At 33.2% G+C, this 26,506-nt stretch carries 25 protein-coding genes; 20 read left to right on the top strand and 5 right to left on the bottom strand.

Going from position 1 to position 26,506, the window contains the following annotated elements; translation table 11 throughout:
- Positions 1-160 precede the first annotated feature (160 nt).
- From ulaG to CS884_RS08330, 13 genes are all read left to right on the top strand, one after another.
- The gene (gene ulaG, locus CS884_RS08390) at positions 161-1,225 is read left to right on the top strand and encodes an L-ascorbate 6-phosphate lactonase (protein ID WP_099321391.1); all 1,065 of its coding nucleotides are present in this window, start codon (positions 161-163) and stop codon (positions 1,223-1,225) included.
- 53 nt (positions 1,226-1,278) lie between these two features.
- On the top strand, positions 1,279-1,734 hold the full coding sequence (locus CS884_RS08385; protein WP_099321390.1) for a PTS sugar transporter subunit IIA: 456 nt from the start codon (positions 1,279-1,281) through the stop codon (positions 1,732-1,734).
- 9 nt (positions 1,735-1,743) lie between these two features.
- The gene (locus CS884_RS08380; protein WP_099321389.1) at positions 1,744-3,207 is read left to right on the top strand and encodes a PTS ascorbate transporter subunit IIC; all 1,464 of its coding nucleotides are present in this window, start codon (positions 1,744-1,746) and stop codon (positions 3,205-3,207) included.
- Between the two features lie 9 nt (positions 3,208-3,216).
- Positions 3,217-3,513, top strand: a complete 297-nt coding sequence (locus CS884_RS08375; protein WP_099321388.1) for a PTS sugar transporter subunit IIB — start codon at positions 3,217-3,219, stop codon at positions 3,511-3,513.
- Positions 3,514-3,522: 9 nt separating this feature from the next.
- A complete protein-coding gene (locus tag CS884_RS08370; protein WP_099321387.1) occupies positions 3,523-4,215 on the top strand; it encodes an L-ribulose-5-phosphate 4-epimerase in 693 nt (230 codons plus the stop codon).
- The gene (locus tag CS884_RS08365; protein WP_180753316.1) at positions 4,202-5,032 is read left to right on the top strand and encodes an L-ribulose-5-phosphate 3-epimerase; all 831 of its coding nucleotides are present in this window, start codon (positions 4,202-4,204) and stop codon (positions 5,030-5,032) included. The genes CS884_RS08370 and CS884_RS08365 overlap by 14 nt, the downstream gene beginning before the upstream one ends.
- Positions 5,033-5,043: 11 nt before the next feature.
- A complete protein-coding gene (locus tag CS884_RS08360; RefSeq protein ID WP_099321385.1) occupies positions 5,044-5,679 on the top strand; it encodes a 3-keto-L-gulonate-6-phosphate decarboxylase UlaD in 636 nt (211 codons plus the stop codon).
- A 24-nt stretch (positions 5,680-5,703) separates the two neighbouring features.
- Positions 5,704-6,357 (top strand): fructose-6-phosphate aldolase, encoded by a 654-nt coding sequence (gene fsa, locus CS884_RS08355; RefSeq protein ID WP_099321384.1) that lies wholly within the window; start codon positions 5,704-5,706, stop codon positions 6,355-6,357.
- A gap of 121 nt (positions 6,358-6,478) precedes the next feature.
- Positions 6,479-8,464: a transketolase gene (gene tkt, locus CS884_RS08350; protein WP_099321383.1), complete on the top strand. Its 1,986-nt coding sequence runs from the start codon at positions 6,479-6,481 to the stop codon at positions 8,462-8,464.
- Between the two features lie 78 nt (positions 8,465-8,542).
- Positions 8,543-9,103, top strand: a complete 561-nt coding sequence (locus CS884_RS08345; protein WP_099321382.1) for a chromate transporter — start codon at positions 8,543-8,545, stop codon at positions 9,101-9,103.
- Complete coding sequence (locus tag CS884_RS08340; RefSeq protein WP_099321381.1) at positions 9,093-9,650, top strand: chromate transporter; 558 nt, start codon at positions 9,093-9,095, stop codon at positions 9,648-9,650. The genes CS884_RS08345 and CS884_RS08340 overlap by 11 nt, the downstream gene beginning before the upstream one ends.
- 117 nt (positions 9,651-9,767) lie before the next feature.
- Positions 9,768-11,108: an acetyl-CoA hydrolase/transferase C-terminal domain-containing protein gene (locus CS884_RS08335; protein WP_099321380.1), complete on the top strand. Its 1,341-nt coding sequence runs from the start codon at positions 9,768-9,770 to the stop codon at positions 11,106-11,108.
- Between the two features lie 173 nt (positions 11,109-11,281).
- On the top strand, positions 11,282-13,195 hold the full coding sequence (locus tag CS884_RS08330) for a hypothetical protein (RefSeq protein WP_099321379.1): 1,914 nt from the start codon (positions 11,282-11,284) through the stop codon (positions 13,193-13,195).
- A 346-nt stretch (positions 13,196-13,541) separates the two neighbouring features.
- Here the strand turns inward: CS884_RS08330 and CS884_RS08325 are convergent, their stop codons facing one another.
- From CS884_RS08325 to CS884_RS08300, 5 genes are all read right to left on the bottom strand, one after another.
- Positions 13,542-13,679: a hypothetical protein gene (locus CS884_RS08325; RefSeq protein WP_257875773.1), complete on the bottom strand. Its 138-nt coding sequence runs from the start codon at positions 13,677-13,679 to the stop codon at positions 13,542-13,544.
- 81 nt (positions 13,680-13,760) lie between these two features.
- Positions 13,761-14,039, bottom strand: a complete 279-nt coding sequence (locus tag CS884_RS08320; RefSeq protein ID WP_099321377.1) for a type II toxin-antitoxin system YafQ family toxin — start codon at positions 14,037-14,039, stop codon at positions 13,761-13,763.
- Positions 14,029-14,301, bottom strand: coding sequence for a type II toxin-antitoxin system RelB/DinJ family antitoxin (locus CS884_RS08315; RefSeq protein WP_099321376.1), 273 nt, complete (start codon positions 14,299-14,301; stop codon positions 14,029-14,031). Before CS884_RS08315 ends, CS884_RS08320 begins: the two co-directional genes overlap by 11 nt.
- A 714-nt stretch (positions 14,302-15,015) precedes the next feature.
- Positions 15,016-16,836, bottom strand: coding sequence for a MucBP domain-containing protein (locus CS884_RS08305; RefSeq protein ID WP_099321374.1), 1,821 nt, complete (start codon positions 16,834-16,836; stop codon positions 15,016-15,018).
- A gap of 247 nt (positions 16,837-17,083) precedes the next feature.
- The gene (locus CS884_RS08300) at positions 17,084-17,938 is read right to left on the bottom strand and encodes an NPXTG-anchored protein (RefSeq protein ID WP_099321373.1); all 855 of its coding nucleotides are present in this window, start codon (positions 17,936-17,938) and stop codon (positions 17,084-17,086) included.
- Between the two features lie 253 nt (positions 17,939-18,191).
- On the opposite strand from CS884_RS08300, the gene CS884_RS08295 reads away from it, so the two are divergent.
- From CS884_RS08295 to CS884_RS08265, 7 genes are all read left to right on the top strand, one after another.
- Positions 18,192-19,940, top strand: a complete 1,749-nt coding sequence (locus CS884_RS08295; RefSeq protein ID WP_099321372.1) for a C69 family dipeptidase — start codon at positions 18,192-18,194, stop codon at positions 19,938-19,940.
- Between the two features lie 286 nt (positions 19,941-20,226).
- Entirely contained in the window at positions 20,227-20,688 is a 462-nt protein-coding gene (locus tag CS884_RS08290) for a CtsR family transcriptional regulator (RefSeq protein WP_099321371.1), read from the top strand.
- 2 nt (positions 20,689-20,690) lie between these two features.
- Positions 20,691-21,278, top strand: a complete 588-nt coding sequence (locus CS884_RS08285; protein ID WP_099321370.1) for a UvrB/UvrC motif-containing protein — start codon at positions 20,691-20,693, stop codon at positions 21,276-21,278.
- Positions 21,275-22,243, top strand: a complete 969-nt coding sequence (locus CS884_RS08280) for an ATP--guanido phosphotransferase (protein WP_257875772.1) — start codon at positions 21,275-21,277, stop codon at positions 22,241-22,243. The genes CS884_RS08285 and CS884_RS08280 overlap by 4 nt, the downstream gene beginning before the upstream one ends.
- Positions 22,243-24,666 carry an ATP-dependent Clp protease ATP-binding subunit gene (locus tag CS884_RS08275; protein ID WP_099321369.1) on the top strand — a complete coding sequence of 808 codons (2,424 nt, stop codon included), beginning with the start codon at positions 22,243-22,245 and terminating at the stop codon, positions 24,664-24,666. The genes CS884_RS08280 and CS884_RS08275 overlap by 1 nt, the downstream gene beginning before the upstream one ends.
- 225 nt (positions 24,667-24,891) lie before the next feature.
- Complete coding sequence (locus CS884_RS08270) at positions 24,892-25,104, top strand: helix-turn-helix transcriptional regulator (protein ID WP_099321368.1); 213 nt, start codon at positions 24,892-24,894, stop codon at positions 25,102-25,104.
- Entirely contained in the window at positions 25,101-26,483 is a 1,383-nt protein-coding gene (locus tag CS884_RS08265; RefSeq protein ID WP_099321367.1) for a site-specific DNA-methyltransferase, read from the top strand. The genes CS884_RS08270 and CS884_RS08265 overlap by 4 nt, the downstream gene beginning before the upstream one ends.
- Positions 26,484-26,506: the final 23 nt, after the last annotated feature.

Below are 26,506 nucleotides of genomic sequence, written 5' to 3'. Positions count from 1 at the left end.
GGCACAAAGAATAATAAATCGTTGTCATTTATATTATACTAGTCTAATCAATCAAATCAATCATATAATATCGAAAAAAAATTAAAATAAATGCTTGACCGTTCATTAATTTTGTTATATGATATAACTAGGTAAAGAATTAAATTATTATGGAGGTATTATGAGCCAAATTGATGAAATTACTAGAGAAAAATGGATCTTAGGCGCATTTCCTGAGTGGGGAACATGGCTTAATGAAGAAATTGACGAAGAAGTTGTAGAAAAAGGTACCTTTGCTATGTGGTGGATTGGCTGCACTGGCATTTGGTTTAAGACTGAAAATGATACAAATATTGCAATTGATTTGTGGTTTGGTAATGGAAAAAGAACCAAAAAAGTTAAGGAGATGGCTCCTTACCATCAAATGAGAAATATGACTGGTGGCAAGGCTCTTCAACCAAATTTAAGAGCTAATCCAATAGTTTTTGACCCATTTGCTGTTACAAAAGTTGATGCTGTATTATCAACTCACTACCACAATGATCATATCGATCCTTTCTTTGCAGCAGCAGTTTTGAAAAATTGTTCTGATGATGTACCTTTTATAGGACCAAAGGAATCTGTTAAAAAATGGTTATCATACGGTGTACCAGAAGATAGATGTATAGTTGTAAAACCAGGTGATGAGATAAAGATAAAAGATACAACCATTGTTGCTCTTGATTCTTTTGATAGAACTTGCTTGGTTACAACAGAGGTTGGTGAAGATATTGAGGGAGTTTGCCCGACAAATATGGACGAAAAGGCTGTAAATTATCTAATCAAAATGCCAGCAGGAACTGTATATCACACAGGAGATTCGCACTTTTCTATTGGCTTTGCAGAAGTTGGCAAGAAATATGATATCGATATTGCTTTTGGTTCTTATGGCGATAACCCTGTAGGAAATCAAGATAAGATGACTTCTATTGATATACTAAGAATGGCTGAATCTGTAGGTTGTGAAGTTGTTATTCCAATTCACCATGATGTTTGGACAAACTTCAAAGCTGATCCAAAAGAGATCAAATATCTATGGCAATATAGAAAAGATAGATCAAAATATAAATTCCACCCATATATTTGGGATGTTGGTGGCAAATATATATGGCCAACAATGAAGGATGAATTAGAGTTTAGGTACAGACCAGGATTTGAAGATGCATTTGAAAATCCAAGAAATGTACCATTCAAATCAATATTATAAAAAATATAAACTGCTAATTTTGTTGGCAGTTTAAGATACATAAAAGGTGAAATATGATTAATGAAATATTAGAAAAAGGTTTGTTTGATTTTTATGATCAAATAGACACTTGGCAAGAAGCTATCAATAAGTCTTGTGCGAAATTAATAGAAAAAAACATTGTTGACGAAAACTATCCAAAACAAATTATCGAAACTTGCGAAAAATACGGTCCATACATTGTTTTGATACCACAAGTGGCTATGCCTCATTGTCAAGAATGTGCAGAAGGTGTAAATGAAACTGCTGTGGCTTTCATGAGGGTTGAAAAACCAGTAGTTTTTGATGAAGATGATAGGGATAAGGATGCGAAAATATTTTTTACTGTAGCTAGTGAAGATAACAAAAAACATTTGGAAAATATTGCGGCTTTATCTGATATATTGTGCGATGAAGAAATCGTTGAAGCTTTATGCCAAGCTAAAAACGAAGAAGATTTAAGAAAAATTTCAAAAAAATATAATATTTAGGGGATATTTATGAATATAATATTAGCAATTTTAAACGGATTTGTAAAAAATATTCTTACAAAACCAGCGTTTTTTATAGGTTTTTTGGTACTAATTGGCTATTTGCTAGATGGTAAGAAATGGTACGATGCCTTGGCAGGCTTTATAAAAGCAACTGTAGGCTATATGATTTTGATGGTTGGTTCTGGTGGACTTGTTTCTACCTTTAGACCAATACTTACAGGACTTAAGGATAAATTTAATATTTCTGCAACAGTAATTGACCCGTATTTTGGTCAAAACGCGGTAACTGAAGGTATGGAGCATCTTGGTAGATCATTTTCACAAGTAATGGTTCTATTGCTTATTGCCTTTATAGTTAATATTATTCTAGTTAGAGCAAAAAATATTACAAAGATGAGAGCTGTGTTTACAACAGGTCACGTTCAAATGCAACAAGCTGCAACAGCTTTTTGGCTATTAGTTTTCTGCTTTCCAGATTTAGGTCAAACACCTATTCTTGTAATAATGGCTATTTTACTAGGTCTTTATTGGGCAGTAGGTAGCAACTTAACAGTTGAAGATACACAAAAACTTACAGACGGTGCAGGTTTCTGTATAGCTCACCAACAAATGTTTGGTATCAGACTTGCTTGCTTTTTAAGTGATAAGATATTTGCTAAGAGAAAAGACCATAGTAAAGATATTGATGATTTGGAACTACCAGGATTTTTATCAATCTTTAACGAAAACATGGTAGCTACAGCAATTCTTATGACCCTATTCTTTGGAATTATCCAATCAGTTTTAGGCAAAGATTATCTAGTAGCTCACGAAGCTTTAAAAATGGACGATAACTTCTTCTTCTATATCATGCAATCTTCATTTAGCTTTGCAGTAAACTTAGCTATCTTACAACTAGGAGTTAGAACATTCGTTGGCGAATTAACATCATCATTTGATGGTATCCAAAGAAAACTTTTACCAGGTGCACTTCCAGGAATCGACTGCGCAGCAGTATTTGGTTTTGGTGCAGCAAATGCAGTAACAATCGGATTTTTATTTGGTGCTTTAGGACAATTTTTAGCAATAGGTACCCTATTCTTACTAAAATCCCCAACACTAATAATTGCAGGATTCGTTCCATTATTCTTTGATAACGCTGTAATTGGGGTATATGCTAATAATAGAGGTGGTTATAAGGCTGCAATGTTGATGCCATTCTTATCAGGTCTAATCCAAGTATTTGGTTCAGCATTCATAGCAACATATTCTGGACTCGCTCAATACGGTGGATATCTAGGAATGTTTGACTGGGCAACAGTATGGCCAGCATTTACAGTATTGATTAAGAATATTCAATATGTAGGTGTTGCATTAGTAGCAATCTTATTAATCGTAATTCCTCAACTACAATATAGAAAGAACAAAGAAGGTTACTTCATGATCACTGAAGATTATGAAAAGTACAAAGAAACAATCGCAAATAAATAGGAGGGCGAAATGAAAGTAATAGTAGCATGTGCAAATGGAGCTGGAACAAGTTTGATGATGATGAATAAGATTAAGCAAGCTTTTAATGAATTGGACTATAAGGGCAAACTTGACATCTCTCACTGCTCACTATCTGAAGGAAAATCTACAGGAAGAAGTGCTGATGTAATATTCTGTGCAGTAAATTTCATGAAGGATTTTGATAATCTAAAAGAAAAAGGCGTTACAATCATTGGCATGAAGAATATTCTTTCTAAAGATGAAGCTATAGAAAAAATCAAAGAAAATAATCTTTTGGAAAGATAAGTAGGCTTTATGTTAGAAGATATCAAGCAAAAAGTTTACCAGGCAAACTTATTATTGCCAAAATATGATCTAGTAAAATTTACCTGGGGAAATGTTTCTGAAATTTCCCCAGATAGAAAATATGTAGTCATAAAACCATCAGGCGTGGATTATGAAACTATGAAAGCAAGCGATATGGTGGTAGTCGACCTTGACGGAAACGTTGTTGAGGGAGATCTAAAACCATCAAGCGATACTGCAACACATTTAGAAATTTACAAAAAATACCCGGAAATTGGCGGCATAACCCACACACACTCTAGATGGGCAACGATAATGGCCCAGGCTAAAATGGACATAAAAGCTATGGGAACAACTCATGGAGATTATTTTTATGGGTCAATTCCAGTAACAGCTGATATGACCAAAGAAGAAATTGCCAATGATTATGAAAAAAACACTGGACTTGTAATAATAAAGTGTTTTGAAGATAGAAAAATTTCTCCAAAAGATGTACCAGCAGTTTTGGTAGCAAATCATGGTCCTTTTGTCTTTGGCGAAGATGCAGCAGATTCAGTTTTCCACTCTGTAGTTTTAGAAGAAGTTGCCTTTATGAATTGGCACTTAATTTCAATTGGCAAAAATGAAGCCATGAGCGATGAATTATTAGACAAACATTACCTAAGAAAACATGGAGCTAACGCTTATTATGGACAAAATTAATCTGGGAATCTATGAAAAAGCTTTGCCAAATTCTTTATCTTTAGATCAAAAACTAAAATTTGCAAAAGAAATTGGCTTTGATCAGCTAGAAATAAGCATAGACGAAAGCGATGAAAAACTAAATAGGCTTTATGATGGCACAAGTGACATTCTAAAAAAATCACAAGTAGCTTGTGATATGAGAATTAGAACCATGTGCTTATCAGGCCATAGGAAATATCCTTTTGGATCAAGCAAAAAAGAAATCAGAGAAAAATCCATGGATATTATGAAAAAAGCCATAGAATTTTCTGATAACAACGGTATTAGAATCATTCAACTTGCAGGTTATGATGTTTATTACGAAGAAAGCACTGCTGATAGCAAAAAATATTTCTTGGAAAATCTATCCAAGGCAGTAGATCTTGCCAGCAAATACGGCGTGATACTCGCTTTTGAAACCATGGAAACAGAATTTATGGATACTGTAGAAAAGGCTATGCACTATGTAGATATCATAAACAGCCCATATTTGGGAATTTATCCAGATATAGGAAATCTTAAAAATGCAGCTGTAAAATACGGCACAGATGTTATAGAAGATTTGAAAAAAGGTGCTGGTCACATATTTGCAGCCCACCTAAAAGAAACAAATCCAGGAATCTATCGAGATATGAAATTTGGCTCAGGTGGTCATACAGAATACGAAAGATCAATAAAAGAGTTGAAAAATCAAAAAGTTGCCATATACACAGGTGAATTTTGGGATCATGGAGAAGAAAATTACAAGGAAATAATCAAAGATTCTTATGAATTTTTAGTTAACAAATTAAAATAAGGAGAAAAGTGATGAGTAAACCAAAGCTACAAATAGCTTTAGATAGTCAATCTTTAAGCAAAGCCTTAGAAACTGTAAGAGAAGTTGGCGATGTAGTTGATATAATAGAAGTAGGAACAGTTTTATGCCTACAAGATGGTATGGAACCAGTTAGAGCAATAAGAGCTTTATATCCAGAAAAAACCATACTTGCAGACACCAAGTGTGCCGATGCAGGTAAAACTGTTGCAAAAAATTGCAAAGACGCTGGAGCAAATTGGATGACAGTAATTTGCTGTGCGACAATTCCTACCATGCAAGCTGCCAACAAAGAAATCGACGAGCTTCAAGTTGAACTTTATGGAGATTGGACATTTGACCAAGCCAAAGCTTGGAAGGAAATTGGCATAAATCAAGTTGTCTATCACCAATCAAGAGATGCTCTTTTAAGTGGCGAAACTTGGGGAGAAAAAGATCTAACAAAAATCAATAAACTTGTAGATATGGGATTTGAAGTTTCAGTAACTGGTGGATTAAATGTAGATACCCTACAACTTTTCAAAGGCATTGATGTTGCTTGTTTCATAGCAGGAAGAGGAATTGCAGAAGCAGAAAATCCAAAAAAAGCTGCAGAAGACTTCAAAAACAAAATTAACGAGATATTTTAGTATTAAAAGATTTTAGGAGGCAAAATGAAATTTTTCTTAGACACAGCCAATGTAGATGAAATAAAAAGAATAAACGATCTAGGTCTTTGCGATGGAGTTACAACTAACCCTTCATTAATCAACAAAGAAGGTCGTAATTTTGAAGAAGTAGTAAAAGAAATAGCAGGTTTTGTAGATGGTCCTATTTCAGCAGAAGTAACAAGCTATGACTACGAAGGCATGGTAAAACAAGCAAGAGAATTAGCAAAATGGGCAGATAATATCGTTGTAAAAATTCCAATGACTGAAGATGGACTAAAAGCCATCCATACCCTAAGCGCTGAAGGAATAAAAACCAACTGCACATTGATATTTTCAGTATCTCAAGGCCTAATGGCAATGAAAGCTGGCGCAACCTACATCTCACCATTTATAGGTAGAATCGATGATATGGGAGAAAATGGTGCAAGACTAATAGGAGAACTAAGAGATGTAATCGACATCTACGGTTTCCAATCAGAAATAATTGCAGCAAGCATCAGAAATATAGGCCATGTAGAACAAGCCGCTCTTGCTGGAGCTCATATAGCTACAATACCTGGAACTCTATTTGAAAAACTCTGGACACATCCACTAACAACAGCAGGCATCGAAGCCTTCATAAGAGATTGGGATGCTTTCCAAGCAAAAAATAAATAAAAAATAAAAATTTAGAAAAAATTAGGGCAAGTGCTCATCGCTTGCTCTATTTTTGTAATATTTCGTAGTATAATATTAGTAAGTTATTTTGTAAAAATTGATAAAAAGAAATGAGGGGAAAATGTTTAATAAAAATGATGATAGAGCAGTTTCTGCTATTCGTGCACTCTCTATAGCTCAAATTGAAAAAGCTAACAGTGGCCACCCAGGTCTTCCAATGGGAGCAGCACCAATGGCTTATGTTTTGTGGAACAAAATCTTAAAGGCAAATCCAAAAAATTCTTCTTTCTTCGATCGTGATAGATTTGTATTATCAGCAGGCCATGGTTCTGCTATGCTTTATGCTTTACTCCACCTATCTGGTTATGATGTAAGCCTTGATGATCTAAAAGATTTTAGACAACTAAATGCCAAAACAGCAGGCCATCCAGAAAGAGGCCATATAGACGGAGTTGAAGTTACAACAGGACCTTTAGGTCAAGGAATTGCCCAAGCAGTTGGACTTGCAATTGCAGAAAAACACATGGCAGCCTTGTATAACAAAGAAGATTTACCAATAATCGACCACTATACTTACGCTCTTTGTGGCGATGGCGATCTTATGGAAGGAATTTCCTATGAGGCTATGAGTCTTGCTGGACATTTAAATTTATCAAAGCTAATTGTCCTATACGATTCAAATGACATTTGTCTTGATGGCAAAACTTCAACAACTTTTTCTGAAGATACTAAAAAACGTGCCGAAGCTCTTAATTGGAATTATCTACTTGTAGAAGATGGTGGCAAGCTAGAAGATATTTACCAAGCTATAAGCAAGGCAAAAGAAAATACCAATGGCCCTACAATTATAGAAATAAAAACTATCATTGGTTTTGGTTCAGCAAATCAAGGAACAAACAAGGTTCACGGAGCTCCTATTGGCAAAGAAGATTTCATCAAAGCTAAAGAAGTTTATGGTTGGAGCGAGGATGATTTTCAAATTCCAGAAGAAGTTTATCAAACTTTTGCAGATGGAATTTTGGCAAAAGGCAAAGAAGCTAACGAAAAATGGGACGAACTTTTAAAATCTTATAAGGAAAAATACGCTGAAGATTACAAAAATCTAATGGCTGGCATCAATAGAGAATTGCCAGAAAACTTTATAGATCAAGTGAAAAAATATTCTGCTGAAGATAAGGCTCTTGCAACTCGTGCATCAAATGGCGAAATTATCCAAGATTTGGCAAAAATCACTCCAAATTTCTGGGGCGGTTCTGCAGATTTGTTCTCATCAAACAAAACAAATATAAAAGATACCGAAGCCTTTACAGATAAGACTCCAGCAGGCAGAAATATCTACTACGGAGTTCGTGAATTTGCCATGGCGGCAATTGGCAATGGAATAATCGCCCACGGTGGAAGTTTCCATCATGTTTCAACATTCTTTGTCTTTACAGATTATTTGAAAGCTGCAATTAGACTTTCTGCTTTGTCAAATTTGCCACTAACTTATGTTATGACTCACGATTCAATAGCTGTTGGTGAAGATGGACCAACTCACGAACCAATAGACCAACTTGCTATGATTAGAGCAATTCCAAATACTCTAATGCTAAGACCAGCAGATGCCAACGAAACAAGACTTGCTTGGAAAATAGCCCTAGAAAGCAAGGATAAACCAGTGGTAATGGCTCTAACTCGTCAAAACGTTAGAAATCTAAAAGAAACAGAAAATCTAACTGGAATTGAAAAAGGCGCTTATGTAATTAGCGATTGCGAAAATCCAGAATTAATAATAATTGCAACAGGAAGCGAAGTTGAACTTGCTCTTGATGCCAAAGAAATTTTAGCAAAAGAAGGCAAAAAGATAAGAGTAGTTTCAATGCCATCAATGGAATTATTTAGAAATCAAGATAAAGCTTACAAAGATCAAGTTTTACCAAGAAATATCAAAAAAGTTTCACTTGAAATGGCATCTACCTTTGGCTGGGCAGAATGGACTGGCTTAGATGGATTAAATATTGGAATCGATAGCTTTGGAGCATCAGGAAAAGGCGAAGAAGTTATGGAAGCATTTGGCTTTACTAAAGAAAAAATTGCAAGCCGTATTAAAGATTTTCTAAAATAGAAATACAAAACCCTACCCTTAAAGTCAAGCGCTTTAAGGGTATATTTATTTATAGGTGAAAAAAAGAAAAGAGGTTTTATGGAAAAAAATAAAAATTTATGGCAATTATTCAAATCCACCCTCTATTTGTCAGCCTTTACCTTTGGTGGTGGTTATGTAATTTTATCTTTGATGAAAGATACATTTGTAGATAGATTAAATTGGATAAATAAAGATGAAATGCTCGATATGACTGCAATTGCTCAATCTGCGCCAGGTCCTGTGGCTGTAAATGCAGCTGTTGTAGTTGGTTATAAAACTTTTGGACTAATGGGAATGTTTGTTGCAATTTTGGGAACGATTATTCCGCCTTTAGTAATTATAAGTTTAATCTCCATAGCCTATCAAGCTTTTATTACAAATAAATATATTGGACTTTTCTTAAAGGGCATGCAAGCTGGTGTTGGAGCTTTGATAATCAAAGTCGTAATCGATATGGCAAAAGATTTGCTTAAAGATAGAAAACCACTTGTAGTAATTATAATGCTAACAAGTTTTATCTTAGGATTTTTTCTAAAAGTTAATGTGACTTACATAATCCTTGGACTTATTGTAATTGGTGGAATTTACACAATTTTTGGAGGAAATCATGCTAATTAATTTATTTATAAGCTTTTTAAAAATCGGATTATTTTCCTTTGGTGGGGGATATGCAGCTCTTCCACTAATCCAAGAAGAAGTTGTAAACTTACACCATTGGCTAAGTCTTAGTGAATTTAACGATCTAATAACCATAAGCCAAATGACACCGGGACCAATTGCAATAAATTCCGCAACTTTTGTAGGAACGAGGATTGCAGGTTTTCCTGGAGCGCTTGCAGCAACTTTTGGTTGTGTTTTGCCTTCCTGCATAATAGTTGGTGGCATTTCATATTTTTACAAAAAATACAAAGACCTTGATGCTATGACAAATATTCTTAACTTTCTAAGACCTGCCATAGTTTCAATGATTTTAATAGCTGGAATTTCGATTTTACAAACTGCTTTTTTTGATGTAAAGGCCATATCTTTAGGAAATATGGATTGGATCATGCTAGGAATTTTTATTGTTTCCTTATTTACTATGTTTAAAAGCAAAATCGATCCGATAAAAATAATGCTTTTCTGTGGAATTTTATATTTAGTCATTAATTTATTATTTAACTAAAATAAATTGTAAAATTTTCAAAATATTGGGTATTATTAGATTAGTATGATGATTCATATTTTGCTAGAATTTCTAGCTTAAATAAATATAGAGAAAACGATTTATGGAGAGGTATAAATGGATTACAAAAAACTTTACCAAGAAAAACTAATAACAGCAGACAAAGCCGCAGCCATGGTAAAAGATGGCGATTGGGTAGATATAGGCTGGTGTGCACTTACACCAAAAGCTTTTGACCAAGCTTTGGCAAAAAGAGCAAACGAACTTCACGATGTAAAAGTAAAAGGTGGAGTAGTTCCTTACGAGCTAGAAATAGGCAAAGCTGACACAACAGGGGAGCATATTATTTATCATTCTTGGCACTCATCAGGAACTGAAAGAAATTTAATAAATAACAACAAATACGGAGCATATTTCATTCCAATTAAATATAGCGAGCTTCCTAGATATATTTATGACCTTGAAGATAAGATAAATATAGCAGTAATCCAAGTTGCGCCAATGGATAAACACGGTAATTTTAACTTTGGTTTATCAGCAAGCCACACTTGGGCAACCTTTAACAATGCCGATAAGATAATCCTTGAAGTAAATGAAAATGTACCAATAGCTTTAGGTGGCTATCTAAACTATGTAAATATCAAAGATGTAGACTATATTTATGAAGCAAATTATGAAATGTTAACTCTTGGCAAGGCAAAATTTGGCGAAGAAGAATTACAAGTTGCAAGCCATGTAGTTGGACTATTAAGAGATGGCGACTGCTTACAAATAGGAATTGGTGGCCTTCCAAATGCAATTGGTTCAGAAATTGCCAAATCCGACCTAAAAGATTTAGGAGTTCATACTGAAATGTATGTAGATTCCTTTGTAGATATGGCAAAAGCAGGCAAAATCACCGGCATGAAGAAAAACCATGACACAGGTCGTCAAACTTACGCCTTCGCAGCAGGTAGCCAAGAACTTTACGATTATATAGATGGCAACGAAGAGCTAATGGCAGTTCCAGTAAATTACGCCAACGATATTGATGTAATCGCATCTTTGGATAATTTCGTTTCCATAAATACTGCTATGCAAGTTGACCTTTGGGGACAAATTTCATCAGAAACAGTAGGTACAAGACACATTTCTGGAGCAGGTGGAGCGCTAGATTTCATACTTGGAGCTTATAGATCAAAGGGAGGACGTTCAATAGTTGCCCTAAAATCTTCAAGAGTAAACAAAGACGGTGTTAGAATTTCAAACATCGTTCCAACATTTTTACCAGGCACACAAGCAACAGCAGTAAGAAGCAACACTCACTATATAGCAACAGAACAAGGAATTAGAAATTTCAAAGGCCTATCAACCTGGCAAGCAGCAGAAGCTCTAGTAGAACTTGCACATCCAGACAATCGTGACGAATTAATCAAAGAAGCTGACAAATTAGGAATTTGGAGAAATTCTAACAAATAATAAATCGTAAAGGTGATGGCAAATTTTTGCCATCACCTTTTTTATTTTTAGCAAAATATTATCAATAAAAACTTTTTCATAAGAACTTTATATAAGTTAACAAATATATATAAAACGTTGTATTTTCCTAATTTTTCTGATAAAATATAAGTAATATGGAGGATTTTATAAACATGAAAGCTAGATCTAAGAAAAAATACACAGCCCTAATATTAGCTCTATCATTAGCAAGCCCTATGATAGTAGAAGCAGCTAGTATAGAAGAAAACCCTAAAGCAACAGAAATTACCACAGAAGAAAAACATGAAAATTCATTAGAAATTCAAAGCAAGATGTCTTTATCAGAAGATAAAAGCCAAATTGTTTATGATATCGATATCACAAATAAAAATATCCAAAGCCAAGAATTAAGTGCTTATCTTTATTTGCCAGAAAATTCTAACATTGAAAATTTGAAGCTAGAAAATTCCGACATAAAAGCAAATGAACTAGCAACCGATCTTGGTAAAGCCTTGGCAATCAAATTAGCAGCAGGCGAAAAAACTAGCTTAAAATTATCAGCTGACATCAAAAAAGACAAGACTGACAAATTATTCTTCGACTTAGGATTAATTTCAAAAAACAATGAAATACTAACAAAACGTATAGGTGGACAAATCGAAGCTGACAAGTTAGTTGAAAAAACAAGTGAAGAATTAGCACACGTTTTAGCTGGTAAGATAAACGAAGATAAGACAATTACTTGGACTGATTATTTATTAAACTCAACAGAAGAAAAAAATATCAGTAACTATGATTTTGAAATTTCAGAAAACCAATCATTTGAAAATGAAAAAATAAACTTAGAATACTTTACATTGACAAGTGAAGGATACAAACTAACTGATAGCAAGGCTTTAGATTTTGGCAACATCAAAGATTTGGAAATTGCTCCTAATAGCCTTGTAAAAATCTCATTTAAGACAAAGCAACTAGAAGATTTTGGAGAATTTAAGATAAACGATGCAAGTGTCCTTGTCAAAAAAGAAGAAGATAAAAAAGAAGACAATAAAGAAAATACTAGCGACGAAGAAAAAGCCTTAGATGCTATAAAAATCTTAGAGGAAAACAGTAAAGAAATCACCGACATTTTGCTAGCAAATGAAGGTGTAAAAGAAAATCCTAAAGAAGATAAAGAAGATAAAAAAGAAGAGCCAAAAGAAGATAAGAAAGAAGATAAAAAAGACGAAAAGACAGCAGAAGAAAAAACTAAAGAATTAACAGACAAATTAGAAGAAAATTCTGCTGAAATAGAAAAATCTTTAAAAACTGATGCTTCTGAAGAAAAAGCAAAAGAATTAATCGATCAAATAGAGCTAACAAATGATGAAATAATAAAACTTCTAAAAGACAATGAAACAGGATTTGATAAGTTGATAAAAACTCCTGATAAAAAAGAAGAAGAACCAAAAACCATCATGGTTAGCGAAGATGACAAAAAAGCAAATGATCTTGCAGACAAAATCATAGGCTACAACAAGCAAATCGACTCAATACTTGAGCCAATCTTAGGCAAAGAAGAATATCAAAAACTACTCAAAGATGCAGAAAAACGTCTAGAAAAAGCTAAGAAAATTTCTACAAAAGAAGAAGAGAAAGCTAAAAAAGAAGAAAATTCTGACGAAAAGAAAGCTCAAAGCCTAATTTCTCAAATAAATGATAAGAATGAAGAAATTTCTGAAGTTGTAAGACAAGTAAAACTAAGAGAAGAAGTTGCAAAAGCTCTTGCTGATGAAAAAGAACTTGAAGTTGTAAAAAGCCTACTAAAGGGAATTGAAAAGCTTGATAAGGCTAGCAAAGAAGTAGAAGAAAGCAAAAAAGAAGCTTATGTAAGTCCACATTTCAAGATGCTTTTAGATGACTTTTCAAGAAAAGCTTACAAGGATTTAGAAAAAGTTGTAACAGTAACCCTAGATCCACTAAAGAAAATTGAAGCAAAATCAACAGTTGACCAAGCAAAAAAGAAATATCCAACAATAGATTATTATCTATCAAACTTAGAATTAAGAAATGATATGTTAAATAACTTAGGATATATTGTAAAATAACAAAATGGGAGCAGAAAAACTGCTCCTTTTTTAGTGAAATAAATAAGAGATCCTTCGACTCACTTCGTTCGCTCAGTATGTGCTAGGGGTGGTGTTGTTCGCTCAAGGATGCCAAGGGGGTGTTTTTCGCTTATGATGCCAATATGTGGGGCAATGGCTTGTAAAGTTTTCTCTACAAATTTTTTTGTTAGTTTGTTACACCAAGGCCTGGCATGTTGAGCGGAATGTATCGATAAATACATGGAGTCGAAACATCTCGGCTTTGTTTTTGTTATTCTAACGCCCAAAAATTTGCTTGTATTCTTTCTTAAATAAAAAAACGACTAGATTTTTTATTTCTAATCGTTTATAATTCAAATGCAATGACTTTTTCTATTGCAATTTTTTTCTTTTTCTCGTTATTATATCTACTTCCACACCCTATACCAAAAAGCATAGTTCCAATTATCCATGCATATTCTGTTTTTCCTGTCTTATATGACATATATATTGATAATATAAGTGTAATAAATGCGATTATTGCCAATATAAGCCATAAGTTCTTTTTAAGCAATAAATCCTGTTGTTACTTAAATAAATCAGAGTGTGAGCCAGTTCTTACTAGAGATAACACTAAAACCTCTTCTATTTTTTCATATATCAACAAAAAATCTGGCTCTATATGACATTCTCGAGTCCCTTTGTAATTTCCGGTTAATGAATGATCTCTATATTTTCCATCAAGAGTTTCATCATTTGCTATTTTCTCAATAACATCAAAGAGCATTTCAATATCTTTACCTTGTTTTTTAGCCTGCTTTAGATCTTTTTTAAATCTACTAGTAAACTTTATCTTATACTTCAAGGGCTTTCCTCAAATCATCCATATTATCGTAAGAGCTGACTTTATTATCCTTAGCTATCATTCTTCCTTCTTCTATGGCTTTTATAGTTTCATCACTTGGAACATCAAGTTTTAAATCAAAAGGAATACCGCTTTCTCTAATACTTGCCCTTAAAAACATATTAATTGCAGTAGTCATATTTAAACCTAAACTGGAGTAGATTTTTTCTGCTGCTTCTTTTATTTCTTTATCTGTCCTTATGTTTAAATTTGTTGTAGCCATTTCATCATCTCCCTTGAGATTATTATATGATGAAATTCGTGCAGTGTCAATGCGTTGTCATTATTTTAGCCTTAAGTTTTGCTTAATCCCTTCTAATTTAAGACTACTTTATTTGAGGCAATGGCTTTTGAAGTTTTCTCTACCAATTTTTTGTTAGTAAGTTACACCAAGGCCTGGCATGTTGAGCGGAATGTATCGATAGATACATGGAGTCGAAACATCTCGGCTTTGTTTTTGTTATTCTAAAGCCTAAAAATTTGCTTATATTTAATTTTTGCAAGGAGATCCTTCGACTCACTTCGTTCGCTCAGGATGCCAGGGGGGTGATGTTTTTGCTCAGGATGCTAGGGGGGTGGGGTCGTTTGTTCATGATGCCAAGGGGTTGGGGCTGTTTATTCATGATGCTGGGGAATGTTTTTTTTGTTAAGGGTGTCATGGCGCAAGGTTTTTCGTTCAAGGCTAGCAAAAGATGGGACTACTTTTGCAGTATGCATGGCTTTAGAATATATTCGTTCGCTTAGGATACCAATATGTGGAGCAATGGCTAGTGAAGTTTGCTCTACAAATTTTTTTGTTAGTTTGTTAAACCAAGACCTGGCATGTTGAGCGGAATGTATCGATAGATACATGGAGTCGAAACATCTCGGCTTCTCTTTCATTTTTCTCCAATAAAAAAGCATAAGGTTTTTCCTTATGCTTTTGTTTTAGTATCTATTATTTATTTTTCTTTTTTGTAGCTACTAAAGCTGCACTTGCTAGTGCTAGAGATCCAGCTACCATTGAGATTCCTGCTACACCAGTTTTTGGGTTTGATTTTTTATCTTTCTTTTCTGGTTTCTTTTCAGGTTTATTCTCTGGTTTTTTGTCAGGTTTTTTGTCAGGTTCTTTTTCTTGATTAGCTTCGTTTTCTTTTAGGATTCTTTCGATTTCAGCTGTATTTTTATTTAATTTATCTATTAAATCTTTTGCCTTATTTTCGTCAGAATTTTCCTTTTCATCTTCAGGTTTGATTTCTGGTTTATCTTCTGGTTTTGTATCCGGTTTCTTTCCGGTTTCTTCTTCAGTTTTGCTTCCGTTTTCTGCTACTTTGCTATCATCCAATAGATAATAGTTTAAGGTTAAGCCGTTATCTAATATTTCTAGTCTGTAATTTGGAGAATAGTTTATAGCTACCAAATTGCTAATTACACCTCTAGTATGTTCAATATCCAAGCCATAATCTTTGCTGTGGTACCATTCTGTTTTAAATACTCTATTATCTCTTGGTTTGTAAATGTGAACTGTGATTACTAGATTTCTTATATAAACATGAGTTAAGCTACCATTTTCATCTTCATTAGTTCTTAGGTAAGTATAACCATCAATGTCTTTTTTGTCTTTTTTGCCTTTTTCTTCTGGAGCAATTTCCTTACCTTCGGTATCTACGTATTTAGTTGAGATTTTTTGATAGATATAGGTGAAGGAGCCACTTCCTTTAAATATATTTCCATCTTGTTCAAGTTTTAAAAATTTGTAATTTTCAATAGCTTTTGGTTTTGGCAAACCTTTTACTTTCATAAGTTGATATGCCCCAGTTCGATCTAATTGAGTTGTTTCTTCTGGAGCTATTACATTTCCTTCAGTATCTTTAAATCTATATGTTACAGTTGTTAGTTCTTTTATATGGAATGGTTGTGAAGCCGGACCTGGTATAGTGACTTGTCTAGAACTTGGTCCATCCCATACGTAGGTTTTGCCTGCTAATATTCCGCCTGTTGGTAAGCTTGTTACAGTAAGGGTGTAATTTCCTTCTGGTATATCAGCGTGGGAATAACCATCACCATCAGCAGTTGTTGTATAAGTGTGTACAATTGCACCAGTTTCATTATTGGTTAAAGTTATTGTAGCTCCTGGAACGTCTCGGTATAGTGGGAATGTTAAGCAATATATTTGTAAACTTGTATTAAGATCCCAAGTTTTAACTTGTTTTTCTTCTTTTTCATAAGTTACGTTAGCTGTTTTATTATCAGCGCTAAAGTCAATTTTTACCTTATAACCGTCGATTTTTTCAGCTTTTTCTGCAACATTTTTTTTAGCTTCTTCTACGTCTTTACCAGTTACAGTAGATTTTGCGACACTTCCATCTGGTTTTGTGGTAGTTACTTCGATTGTAAAAACTGCTGCTGGTGTTGCATTTTTAATTTTAGCTTCTAAATCAGCAATTTGCTTTTCAACTTCTGGTAAAGCTTTATTTATTTTTGCTAAATTCTCTTCTGCACTTTTCTTATATGCTTCAAGGCGTGCTCGTCTTTGCCAATCTAAATTTTGGTTTTCTAATAATTTTTCAGTATCAGCTAATGCTTTTTCGTTAAAATCTTTATCATGTTCAAGTTTAGCTTTTTTGTCTTGAGCTTCTTTTAATTCGGCTTTAAGTTGATCGAGAGATTTTTCTTCTTGTGCATAAGCTGTAGGAATAGCTAAATCTAGGGCTTTAGTTCCTCCACCAATTAACATTCCAGCTGCTAATGCGACAGCTAGTAATTTTTTTGCTTTCATATTTTCCTCCTTTGAAAACAATTAGATAAATTATCCTTGTATATATTATATTAGAAAAGTCTATTAATTCAATAAATTTGGGTCATTAACTAATGCTATTAAAGTAAATTTTATAAGAAAAATTTGCTTATTGGGAAAAATTTATTTTGTATTTGAAAAATAAATACGGGTAAAAATAAAAATTAAACAAAACACAAGAGAAAATATATCCCTTGTGTTTCGCAATTTACTATTTTCCTAGTAAGTTCTATTTATTTTTCTTTTTTGTAGCTACTAAAGCTGCACTTGCTGCTGCAAGTGTTCCTGCTGCTAGTGAAATTCCTGCTACACCAGTTTTTGGGTTTGAATTTTTGTCTTTGTTTTCTGGTTTCTTTTCAGGTTTTTCATCTGGTTTTTTGTCTGGTTCTTTTTCTTGGTTAGCTTCGTTTTCTTTTAAAATTTTTACGATTTCTTCTGTATTTTTATTTAACTTATCTATTAAATCTTTAGCTTTATCTTCATCTTCTGAATCAGTACCATCATTAGTATCTCTATCTATTATATTAGAATCTCTGCCATCAGCACCATCATGTAGATAATAGTTTAGAGTTAGACCGTAGTTTAGGATTTCTAGACTAAAGTCTGGTGTGTATTTTATGCTTACTAATGAGCTTGCTAGTTCTCTGATATGATCTTTGTCTTCACCATATTCCTTGCTATCATAAAATGTCGTTTCGATAGCTTGATCACTGTGTGGACCAAATACGTTAACGGTTACAATAAATCCTTGTTTTTTATTGTCATCGTTAGGTTTATTGTCGTCGTTAGGTTTTTTGTCGTCAGTTTTTTGGTAATAATAGGTTACTATCAAATCTCCTTCATTTGTTTTAACCCATTTGTATCCAGGGAAATCTTTTTTTGAGCCATTTTCTACATCATCAATAATTTTTTTACCTGTATCAACATCAATATAGCTAGCTATAAATTGATGGGTTAGTGGAGTATTAGTATTCTCAGCTGGTACTGGATCTCCTGCTGCATAAGCTGTTGATATAGCTTTGCCACCCCCTCCGATTAGCAATGCACCAGCAAGTGCAAACGCTAGCATTTTTTTCATTTTCATAATTTCCTCCTTTTTTAAGTAAATGATATTACTTATTATTTGTTATTACTATATTGTCTTTTGCACATATTTTCAACACATTCTTCAGAAAATAATGATTTCTCAATCTTTCTTTATTTTGACAAATAATTGGTTAAAAAAATTTTTTATTTTTCTATATTGACAAAATTTTACCCAATGTTATACTTGTATTGACGGGTATGAAAACGAAATCATTTCGTTGATATCAATTTTATTTTATAATGGAGGAAAAATGAAAAAGGGTAAAAAAATTCTTAGCGCAGCTCTTGCTACTATGCTAGTTTTCTCAGCTACATCAACATCTCTTGCTTGTACAGGTCTTTATGTTGGTGAAGAACAATCTGAAAATGGAAGTACTTATTACGGAAGAAGTGAGGATTTATCTGACAATTCTACAAAGATTTTGGGTGTTTCTGAAGAAAAGGAATATAAAGAAGGTACAACTTACTCAGATGCTGATGGTTTTTCTACAACAATGCCTGATAAAACCTACAGATATACTTATGTAAGAGATTCTAAAGAATTTACAGATCAACCAGTTGACCAAGATGGAAACGTTGTCGGTCAAGCTTATGGTGAAGTTGGAGTTAACGAACATGGTGTTGGCATGACTGCAACTGTTTCTACTTATTATAATAATTATGCTAAACTTGTTGATCCACTTAAAGATGGTGGTTTGACAGAAGTTTCTCTCGAAAGCTTAACACTTGGAAATGCAAAAACTGCTAGAGAAGGTATAGAATTTATTGCAAAAATACTTGATGAATATGGTGCTGGCGAAAATAACTCACTTATGATAGGCGATAAGGATGAGGTATGGCATATGGATATCTTATCAGGTCATCAATATGTAGCAGTAAAAATGCCAAAAGACAAAGTAGTTGTTCAACCAAATATGTTCCAAATGAGAGGCATTGATATTAACGATAAGGAAAATGTCATCGCATCAAAAGGCTTAGTTTCTCTTCCAGAAGAATATGGATTTATAAAAAGAGATGAAAATGGCAATATTGATATAACAAGAACTTATGCAAAAGAAGTTAGAAAAGGTTCAGCTAGTAGATATTGGCAAGGTCTAAATTATATCAACCCAGAATATACAAAAGGCTTAAAGGTTGAAGATATTACTAACGATTCTGGTAATGTTTCAATGTTTAGAGAAGCTAATAGAAAACTTTCAACTCTTGAAGTTTTAAATATCTTAAAACAAAGAGGAATTGGTACACAATACGATTCAACCAAAGATAAAGATATCTATCCAATAGGCAACAAAAACCAAATGGAAGTTCACGTTCTTGAACTTCGTAAAGATATGCCAAAAGAATTAGCAACCCTACAATGGTTAGGAATTGCAGATGCAACCTACACAGTATTTGTTCCTTACTATGCAGCTATGATAAAAGATGTTCATGAAAAATATAAACCAGAAGTATCTGAAGTTGGCGATGACAGCTTTAACGGCTTATTTAACGAACTAAATACTTTAGGAATGAATAACTACAAACTAGACCTAGATTCTGGTATGCAAGCTTACATCGAAAAAGTTCAACAATCAATCATTGACCAACAAAAATCCGTAGATAAAGATATGCTAAAATATTTTGAAGAAAATCCAGAACTTGCACGCGATAAGGCAACAGGAATTTCTATCAAACTTGCTGATCAAGTTTACAAAATCATGTCAATCTTTAGAGATGAAGTAAAAGCTTATATAGAAAAAGGCGATCATACAAAAGCATTCAAAGTTTCTGACAAATTAGCAGCAATGCTACCAGAATACAAATTTGATGAAGAACAAATCAACAAAGAAATCAAAAAAGAAATAGAAAAAACCAAAAAAGCAAATGTAGACCAACCAAAAGCTGCTAACAAAGTAGCAGAAAACAAAAACCCAAAAACAGGCGTTTACGATCTAGCAAATATTGCCCTAACTTTAGTAGGAGCAAGCTCAGCTTTTGTAGTTTTCAAAAAAAGAAAATAAGATAATAAATCTTAAAATAATGACCTTTTAAAATTAAAATTCAAATTGAACTGACCCCAAAAGTTAGACAAAAAACTAACTTAAGAGGTCAGTTTTTTTCAGTGAATTTTGGCCTTATTTTTAATTCTTGAAAAATAAAGGATAAATAGTAAAATAATCTTAAGAATCAATGGATTCTATTTTTTAAAAATAAATGGTCAGAGATAGTCAGAAGGTCAAAGTTTTTTCTTGACCTTTCCTATTATAAATGTAAAATAAAGAGACAATTTAGAAAGATGGTGATTTTATGGCGGGTCTAACATCAGATATAGAGAGATTTTTAAAGGCGATGCTTAGCCAATCAACTGATGGAATGCTTGAAATTGGACGAAATGATTTGGCTATAAAGTTTGATTGTGCTCCAAGTCAAATAAATTATGTGCTTTCAACAAGATTTACCCCTCACAATGGTTATCTAATTGAAAGTAAGAGGGGCGGCAACGGCTTTATTAAAATCATTACTATAGTTGAGGAGGATAATTATTTATCCTATTTGGTAAAAAATTTAAACGAACAAATGACTGAAGCAAACGCGGATAGTTTGTTTAGGGACTTATATAATAGAAAATACTTAAACGAAGATGAATTTTTGCTAGCAAAATATGCAACTAGCGATAAGGCATTGGCAAAAATAACAAGTGATATGAGAAATTTCCTTAGATCAGATATCATAAAAAATATGATTTTAAGTATTTTAGCAAGGAGTTAATTATGAAGTGTGAAAAATGTGGAAAAGATGCAAGTATAAGCGTTAGAGCTATTGTAAATGGTTATGTCCACGATTTTTATCTATGCGAAGATTGCTTAAAAAAATATACAAATATGGATATGACGAGTGGTGACAAATCTAGTCAAGTTGTTAATAAAATAGATTTTGACAAATTAAATTTGGGAGATTTGATCGAGAATTTCATCCCGTCTTTGGATAATATGATCGATAGTTATTATGATTTTAAATTTAATTTGAACAACAAAACTTTTGACTATCTAAAAAGTATTAATCAAAGAACTTGCCCATCATGCGGAAATCCTGAATCAAATATAAAGGTTGGTAAATTTGGTTGCAATCAATGCTACAAACTTAACCATAAGCTAACAGAAAAAATCCTAAAATCTTTTAACAATTTCGATACTTACAGGGGTACTTTCCCAAAGGCTGAAAGAGAATTTAAGGAAGTTGCTCTTGAAATAAAATCCTTGCAAGAAAAACTCAACCAATCTGTTGAAACTGAGGATTACGAGCAAGCACAAATTCTTAAAGAGCGTATAGATGATTTGAATATGAAGGTGCAAAATTGATAGATTATGCTAAAGATATAATTCTAAATTCAAACTTATCCATAAGAAGAAATATCCAAGACTTTGACTATCCAACGACCATGAGTTTTGAAGATAGCCAAAAAACAATTGACATTTTAAGAGAAATTTATAAAGATGAAATTATTCTTTTATCAGATCTTGATGAAGAAGTCCTTGACAAATTAGTGGCCGATTTGATTTTATCAGAAGATTGGCATGAGAAAAATTTGCAAATGGCTGCAATTATCAAGGATGAGTATGTAATAATAGTAAATGATAGGGACCATATAGCAATAAACATTAGAAATTTTGGCATGGATTTTAAAAAATCTTACAAAAAAGCCAAGGAAATTGAAAGTTATCTTGATGATAAAATTGATTTTTCATTTTCTCCAGAATATGGTTATCTAACAAGCGATGCCAGAAATGCTGGTTCGGGAGTTGAGATAAGACTAAAGATGTTTTTGTTTGGTCTTGTAGATAAGGATGAAACTTATGTTGGTTTCAAACAGGCTTTGGCAAGTCACGGTATGATTGGAACAAGGTTTTTGCCTTTGGACTATGATGAATTTGTAGATTATCTTTATTTGATCAAAAACTTTGGAAATTACAGAGATGATATGGATTCTTTCATAAGATCGATGTCAGAAAATGTCGATACGCTTGTAAGAAATGAGAGAAGATTTAGAAGAGATTTTAAAATTTTAAATAATATTGACGATGAAGAAGTAAAAGAAGAAATAGCCTTGTCATTAAATAATCTAAGAAGTGGAAAATTATCTAATAACAAAATTATTGCCAATGAGCTTTATAAGCTTAAAAAATACAATAATTTAGACTATGATACAGATTTATCCAACGATGAAATTGATTATTTAATTGATAAGCTTGTAAATAAGAAATATGAGGGCAAAAATGACCCTAAAAGAGCTTATTTTCTAAACTCATATATGAAGGAGAGATAATGGAAGCTAACAGATTAAACAAATTAACCCAAGAGGCTAGACGTGAAAGCTACAGTTTAAATCACGATTATATCGGTAGCGAACATTTGCTCTTAGCCTTGATGAAGACAAATTCTCTTGCCAGTAGGGCTTTGGAGAAATCCGGAGCTAACTACGAACTTTTTAGGCAAGTTATAATAAATAATGTAGGAATAGGGGAAGCTAGTAGACCTGCTACAGAATTAAGTGGCAAAGTAAGAAAAATTTTTGAACAAGCAAGAATAATTGCGGGTCAAAGAGGAACGCTAGCAGCTGGCGAAGAAGATGTGTTATTTGCAATCCTTGATGATGAAGATTCCATCACAAATGTGATGTTTCTCTTATCTGGTCTTGAAAAAGACGATGTAAGAAGAAATCTTTTGGAATTATTAAAGACAGAAAATAACAAAACTAGCAAAAGTGAAAATTTATCAGAAAATGTCTTGCAATACGCAAGAAACCTAAATGAAGAAGCAAAAGCTGGAAAAATAGACCCAGTAATTGGCAGGGATAAGGAAATAGAAAGGCTCATACAAATTCTAATGCGTAGGAGAAAAAATAATCCTATACTAATTGGCGAGCCTGGCGTTGGCAAAACCGCTATTTCTGAAGGCCTTGCCCAAAATATTGTCCAAGGGAATGTACCAAAAATTATAAGCGATAAACAAATCCTCTCTTTGGACTTGCCAAGCATAATTGCTGGAACCAAATACCGTGGAGATTTTGAAGAAAGACTTAAAAAATTCTTTAATGAAATTAAAGATCGCGACGATGTGATTTTATTTATAGATGAATTTCACATGGTCTTAGGTGCTGGAGCTGGAGAAGGTTCAATGGATGCAGCAAATATCCTAAAACCAATTCTTGCCAAGGGTGACATACAAATAATTGGGGCAACCACAACAGCAGAATATAGAAAATATATAGAAAAAGATTCCGCCCTAACTCGCCGTATGCAGCCAATCCTAATAGAAGAACCGACCCTTTTGGACTCAAGAAAAATAATCTACGGCATAAAAGACAAATACGAAAGCCACCATCAAGTAGAAATTACTGACGAGGCTATAAATGCTGCAGTTGAGCTAACCGATAGATATATCAACGATAGATATTTGCCAGATAAGGCCATAGATGTAATAGATGAGGCCATGAGTAAGGTTAGGATAAAATCCTACCAAGAAGAGGGCAATGATAAAAATCCTCAAGAAAAATTAGAGGAATTAATCAAAGAAAAAGAACAAGCTGTAAAAGATCAGGACTTTGAAAAGGCCGCAGAGCTTAGAGATGTGATAAATCAAGCCAAATTTGACATGGAAGCTTGTAAGGAAAAGAAAAGCAAAGAAAAACCAAATCAATTTATTGGCTACGATGACATAGCAAGCATAGTTGCAAGTTGGTCAAAAGTTCCAGTAAGTAAATTAACTGAAGATGAAAAAGAAAAATACGCAAATCTTGACAAAGACCTAGTAGGAACTGTAATTGGCCAAGATCAGGCCATAAAATCAGTAGCTCATGCCATAAAAAGAGCAAGAGTGGGCCTAAAAGATCCATCAAAACCAATAGGATCCTTTATCTTTGTAGGGCCAACTGGAGTAGGTAAAACCTACTTAGCAAAAACTCTAGCAGAAAACTTATTTGGCTCTAGTGATCACTTGATACGCATGGACATGAGTGAATACATGGAAAAATTCGCCGTAAGCCGTCTTGTAGGATCACCTCCAGGATATGTTGGTTACGAAGAGGGAGGACAACTAACAGAAAAAGTTAGAAATCACCCGTATTCAGTAATATTATTTGACGAAATAGAAAAAGCTCATCCAGATATCTTTAATATACTTTTGCAAATCCTAGATGATGGAAGATTAACAGATGGTCAAGGTAGGACGGTAGACTTTAAAAATACCATAATAATAATGACAAGCAATGTTGGAGTATCAAGTCTAAATGAAAAAGCTACCATAGGATTTGAAACAGGAAATACCGAAGAAAAATCAAAAGAAAGAAGCAAAGAAATCATAGAAAAAGCTGTCAAAGAAGTCTTTGCACCAGAATTTCTAAATAGATTAGATGAAGTAATAATGTTTAACCCACTAAGCAAAAAAGACATAGTGGAAATAACAAGATTAATGCTTGAAAAAACCAAAAAAAGATTAGAAGCCATAGATATAGACATAGACTATGACAAAAGAAGCGTAGAACTATTGGCAAAAGATGGCTTTAACGAAGAATACGGAGCAAGACCATTAGAACGCCACATCACAAAAATGGTAGAAGATAGACTTGCAGAAGATATACTAGATGGAAAACTAGATAGAAATAGCAAAATAAAATTATCAGTCAAAAGAAACAAATTGGTATTTGAAAATACAAAAAACGAAGAAAAACAATTGGTAAAGCAAATATAGAAAAAATCAAAAAATATTATAAAAATCACCCCTTAGGGGTGATTAATTAGGAATTTATTTCCTTAAAACTTAATCGGCATGAAGGTATTAGCCTTAGTGCCGATTTTTTTATGTCAGCTTTTCCTAAAATTTCCTCCTTAATAAATATGTAAAAAGTAAGTTGTAGAATGTGATATAATATTATAGAAAAACTGTATAAAGTAGAAGATAAACTTGAGGTAGATTATGGGATTTTCCTATGATAAATTATGGAAAAAATTAATAGATGAAAAAATGAATAAACTAGACTTACAAAAAGCCATAAACACAACTCCCCATACCATAGCTAAAATGGGGAAAGATGAGAATGTTAGTATGGAAATACTTAGCAGAATTTGTGGGTACTTTAAGTGTGATATATCGGAAATATTGGAATATAGATTGGAGGAAGAAAAATGATAGGTCAAAATCTAAAAGATAATGAAGAGAAAAAGCCCAATAGCAGAGAAATGAATAAATTAAAAGATAACTTCCCACAATTTTTCTCAAAAGATGGCGAGTTTAAAATGGATGCCTTCAAAAGCTTCTTGTCAGATGAAGAAATCGACATCTCAAAAGAAGGTTATGAGCTTAAGTTTTTGGGCAAGTCCTATGCCAAATACCAAAGTTCACTAGAAACAGAAACCTATATATCTCCTGACAGCAAACACAATGAAAAGAGCGAAAACAAGGATAGTGAAAATCTATATATAGTTGGAGATAATATCGATGCTCTAAAGCATCTTTTAAGCTCATATTCTGGAAAAATCAAATGTATCTATATAGATCCTCCATACAACACTGGCACAGATGGCTTTGTCTATCCAGACAACTTTCAGTTTAAGGCAAGTGAACTGTCAGATAAAATCGGAATAACAGAAGAAGAAGCGGAAAGAATCCTAGAACTTGCTGGCAAGTCAACCCACTCAGCCTGGCTTACCTTTATGTACCCAAGACTAACGCTAGCAAGAGATTTATTGTCAGATGATGGAGTAATTTTTATTTCAATTGATGATAATGAACAGGCGAATTTGAAGCTGATGTGTGATGAGATTTTTGGGGAAGAGAATCATATTGAAAATTTGATATGGAAAAGAAGAGCAACACCTCCAAACGATAGAATTATTGGCAAAAATCATGAATATATTTATTTATATTCAAAAAATAACGAATCTTATACTTTAAATCTACAAAGAAGAACTGCACAAATGAATTCAAATTATAAGAACCCAGACAATGATCCAAGAGGTGATTGGGATTATGCTGATTTGTCAGGAAACGGAAAAGGTGGGAGGCTTGTCGAAAGTTGTATATATCCTATAAAAGATCCGATAACAGGTAAAAATAATATGCCGCCAAAAAATAAATGTTGGCTATACAACCAAGATAAAATGAATCAACTAATGGAAGATAATAGAATCGTGTTTAGAGGAAAAAATAGGACACCTTATCAAAAAAAATTTTTAAAAGATGTTAGAAACGGTGCAACATTACCAACAATTATAGAAGATATTAATGTTGATTACTCTATAGATATTTCAGAAGCAGGAACATCTCAAAACTCTGCAAAAGAAATAAAGGAACTATTTGATGAAGATATTTTTGAATTCCCAAAACCAGTAACATTAATTGATAAGCTATTAACTTCAGGTGCTAATGCTACTTCAATAGTTCTAGACTTCTTCTCCGGGTTTCGTGTCATAATAGTGATAGAGGCAAATAGTTATGTAAATATAAGGAGTTCAAGACTTCTACCAAAGTTTAAAACTCAAAAAATAAATAGTTGGTGTGCTGCTTAGAGTATCCATTTTAACAATGGGTA

Source organism: Anaerococcus sp. Marseille-P3625 (genome assembly GCF_900232825.1).
In the GTDB taxonomy this organism is placed as follows: Bacteria; Bacillota; Clostridia; order Tissierellales; family Peptoniphilaceae; genus Anaerococcus.
Note: the sequence above shows the minus strand (reverse complement) of the source record. Positions and strands in the feature narration are given on the sequence as shown.

Coding starts and splice junctions, on each gene's coding strand:
- tkt (WP_099321383.1), top strand. CDS start 6,479: ATGTTTAATAAAAATGATGATAGAGCAGTTTCTGCTATTCGTGCACTC.
- CS884_RS08325 (WP_257875773.1), bottom strand. CDS start 13,679: ATGTCATATAAGACAGGAAAAACAGAATATGCATGGATAATTGGAACT.
- ulaG (WP_099321391.1), top strand. CDS start 161: ATGAGCCAAATTGATGAAATTACTAGAGAAAAATGGATCTTAGGCGCA.
- CS884_RS08335 (WP_099321380.1), top strand. CDS start 9,768: ATGGATTACAAAAAACTTTACCAAGAAAAACTAATAACAGCAGACAAA.
- fsa (WP_099321384.1), top strand. CDS start 5,704: ATGAAATTTTTCTTAGACACAGCCAATGTAGATGAAATAAAAAGAATA.
- CS884_RS08380 (WP_099321389.1), top strand. CDS start 1,744: ATGAATATAATATTAGCAATTTTAAACGGATTTGTAAAAAATATTCTT.
- CS884_RS08285 (WP_099321370.1), top strand. CDS start 20,691: ATGAAGTGTGAAAAATGTGGAAAAGATGCAAGTATAAGCGTTAGAGCT.
- CS884_RS08360 (WP_099321385.1), top strand. CDS start 5,044: ATGAGTAAACCAAAGCTACAAATAGCTTTAGATAGTCAATCTTTAAGC.
- CS884_RS08275 (WP_099321369.1), top strand. CDS start 22,243: ATGGAAGCTAACAGATTAAACAAATTAACCCAAGAGGCTAGACGTGAA.
- CS884_RS08270 (WP_099321368.1), top strand. CDS start 24,892: ATGGGATTTTCCTATGATAAATTATGGAAAAAATTAATAGATGAAAAA.
- CS884_RS08340 (WP_099321381.1), top strand. CDS start 9,093: ATGCTAATTAATTTATTTATAAGCTTTTTAAAAATCGGATTATTTTCC.
- CS884_RS08315 (WP_099321376.1), bottom strand. CDS start 14,301: ATGGCTACAACAAATTTAAACATAAGGACAGATAAAGAAATAAAAGAA.
- CS884_RS08365 (WP_180753316.1), top strand. CDS start 4,202: ATGGACAAAATTAATCTGGGAATCTATGAAAAAGCTTTGCCAAATTCT.
- CS884_RS08300 (WP_099321373.1), bottom strand. CDS start 17,938: ATGAAAATGAAAAAAATGCTAGCGTTTGCACTTGCTGGTGCATTGCTA.
- CS884_RS08265 (WP_099321367.1), top strand. CDS start 25,101: ATGATAGGTCAAAATCTAAAAGATAATGAAGAGAAAAAGCCCAATAGC.
- CS884_RS08385 (WP_099321390.1), top strand. CDS start 1,279: ATGATTAATGAAATATTAGAAAAAGGTTTGTTTGATTTTTATGATCAA.
- CS884_RS08345 (WP_099321382.1), top strand. CDS start 8,543: ATGGAAAAAAATAAAAATTTATGGCAATTATTCAAATCCACCCTCTAT.
- CS884_RS08370 (WP_099321387.1), top strand. CDS start 3,523: ATGTTAGAAGATATCAAGCAAAAAGTTTACCAGGCAAACTTATTATTG.
- CS884_RS08295 (WP_099321372.1), top strand. CDS start 18,192: ATGAAAAAGGGTAAAAAAATTCTTAGCGCAGCTCTTGCTACTATGCTA.
- CS884_RS08375 (WP_099321388.1), top strand. CDS start 3,217: ATGAAAGTAATAGTAGCATGTGCAAATGGAGCTGGAACAAGTTTGATG.
- CS884_RS08305 (WP_099321374.1), bottom strand. CDS start 16,836: ATGAAAGCAAAAAAATTACTAGCTGTCGCATTAGCAGCTGGAATGTTA.
- CS884_RS08330 (WP_099321379.1), top strand. CDS start 11,282: ATGAAAGCTAGATCTAAGAAAAAATACACAGCCCTAATATTAGCTCTA.
- CS884_RS08290 (WP_099321371.1), top strand. CDS start 20,227: ATGGCGGGTCTAACATCAGATATAGAGAGATTTTTAAAGGCGATGCTT.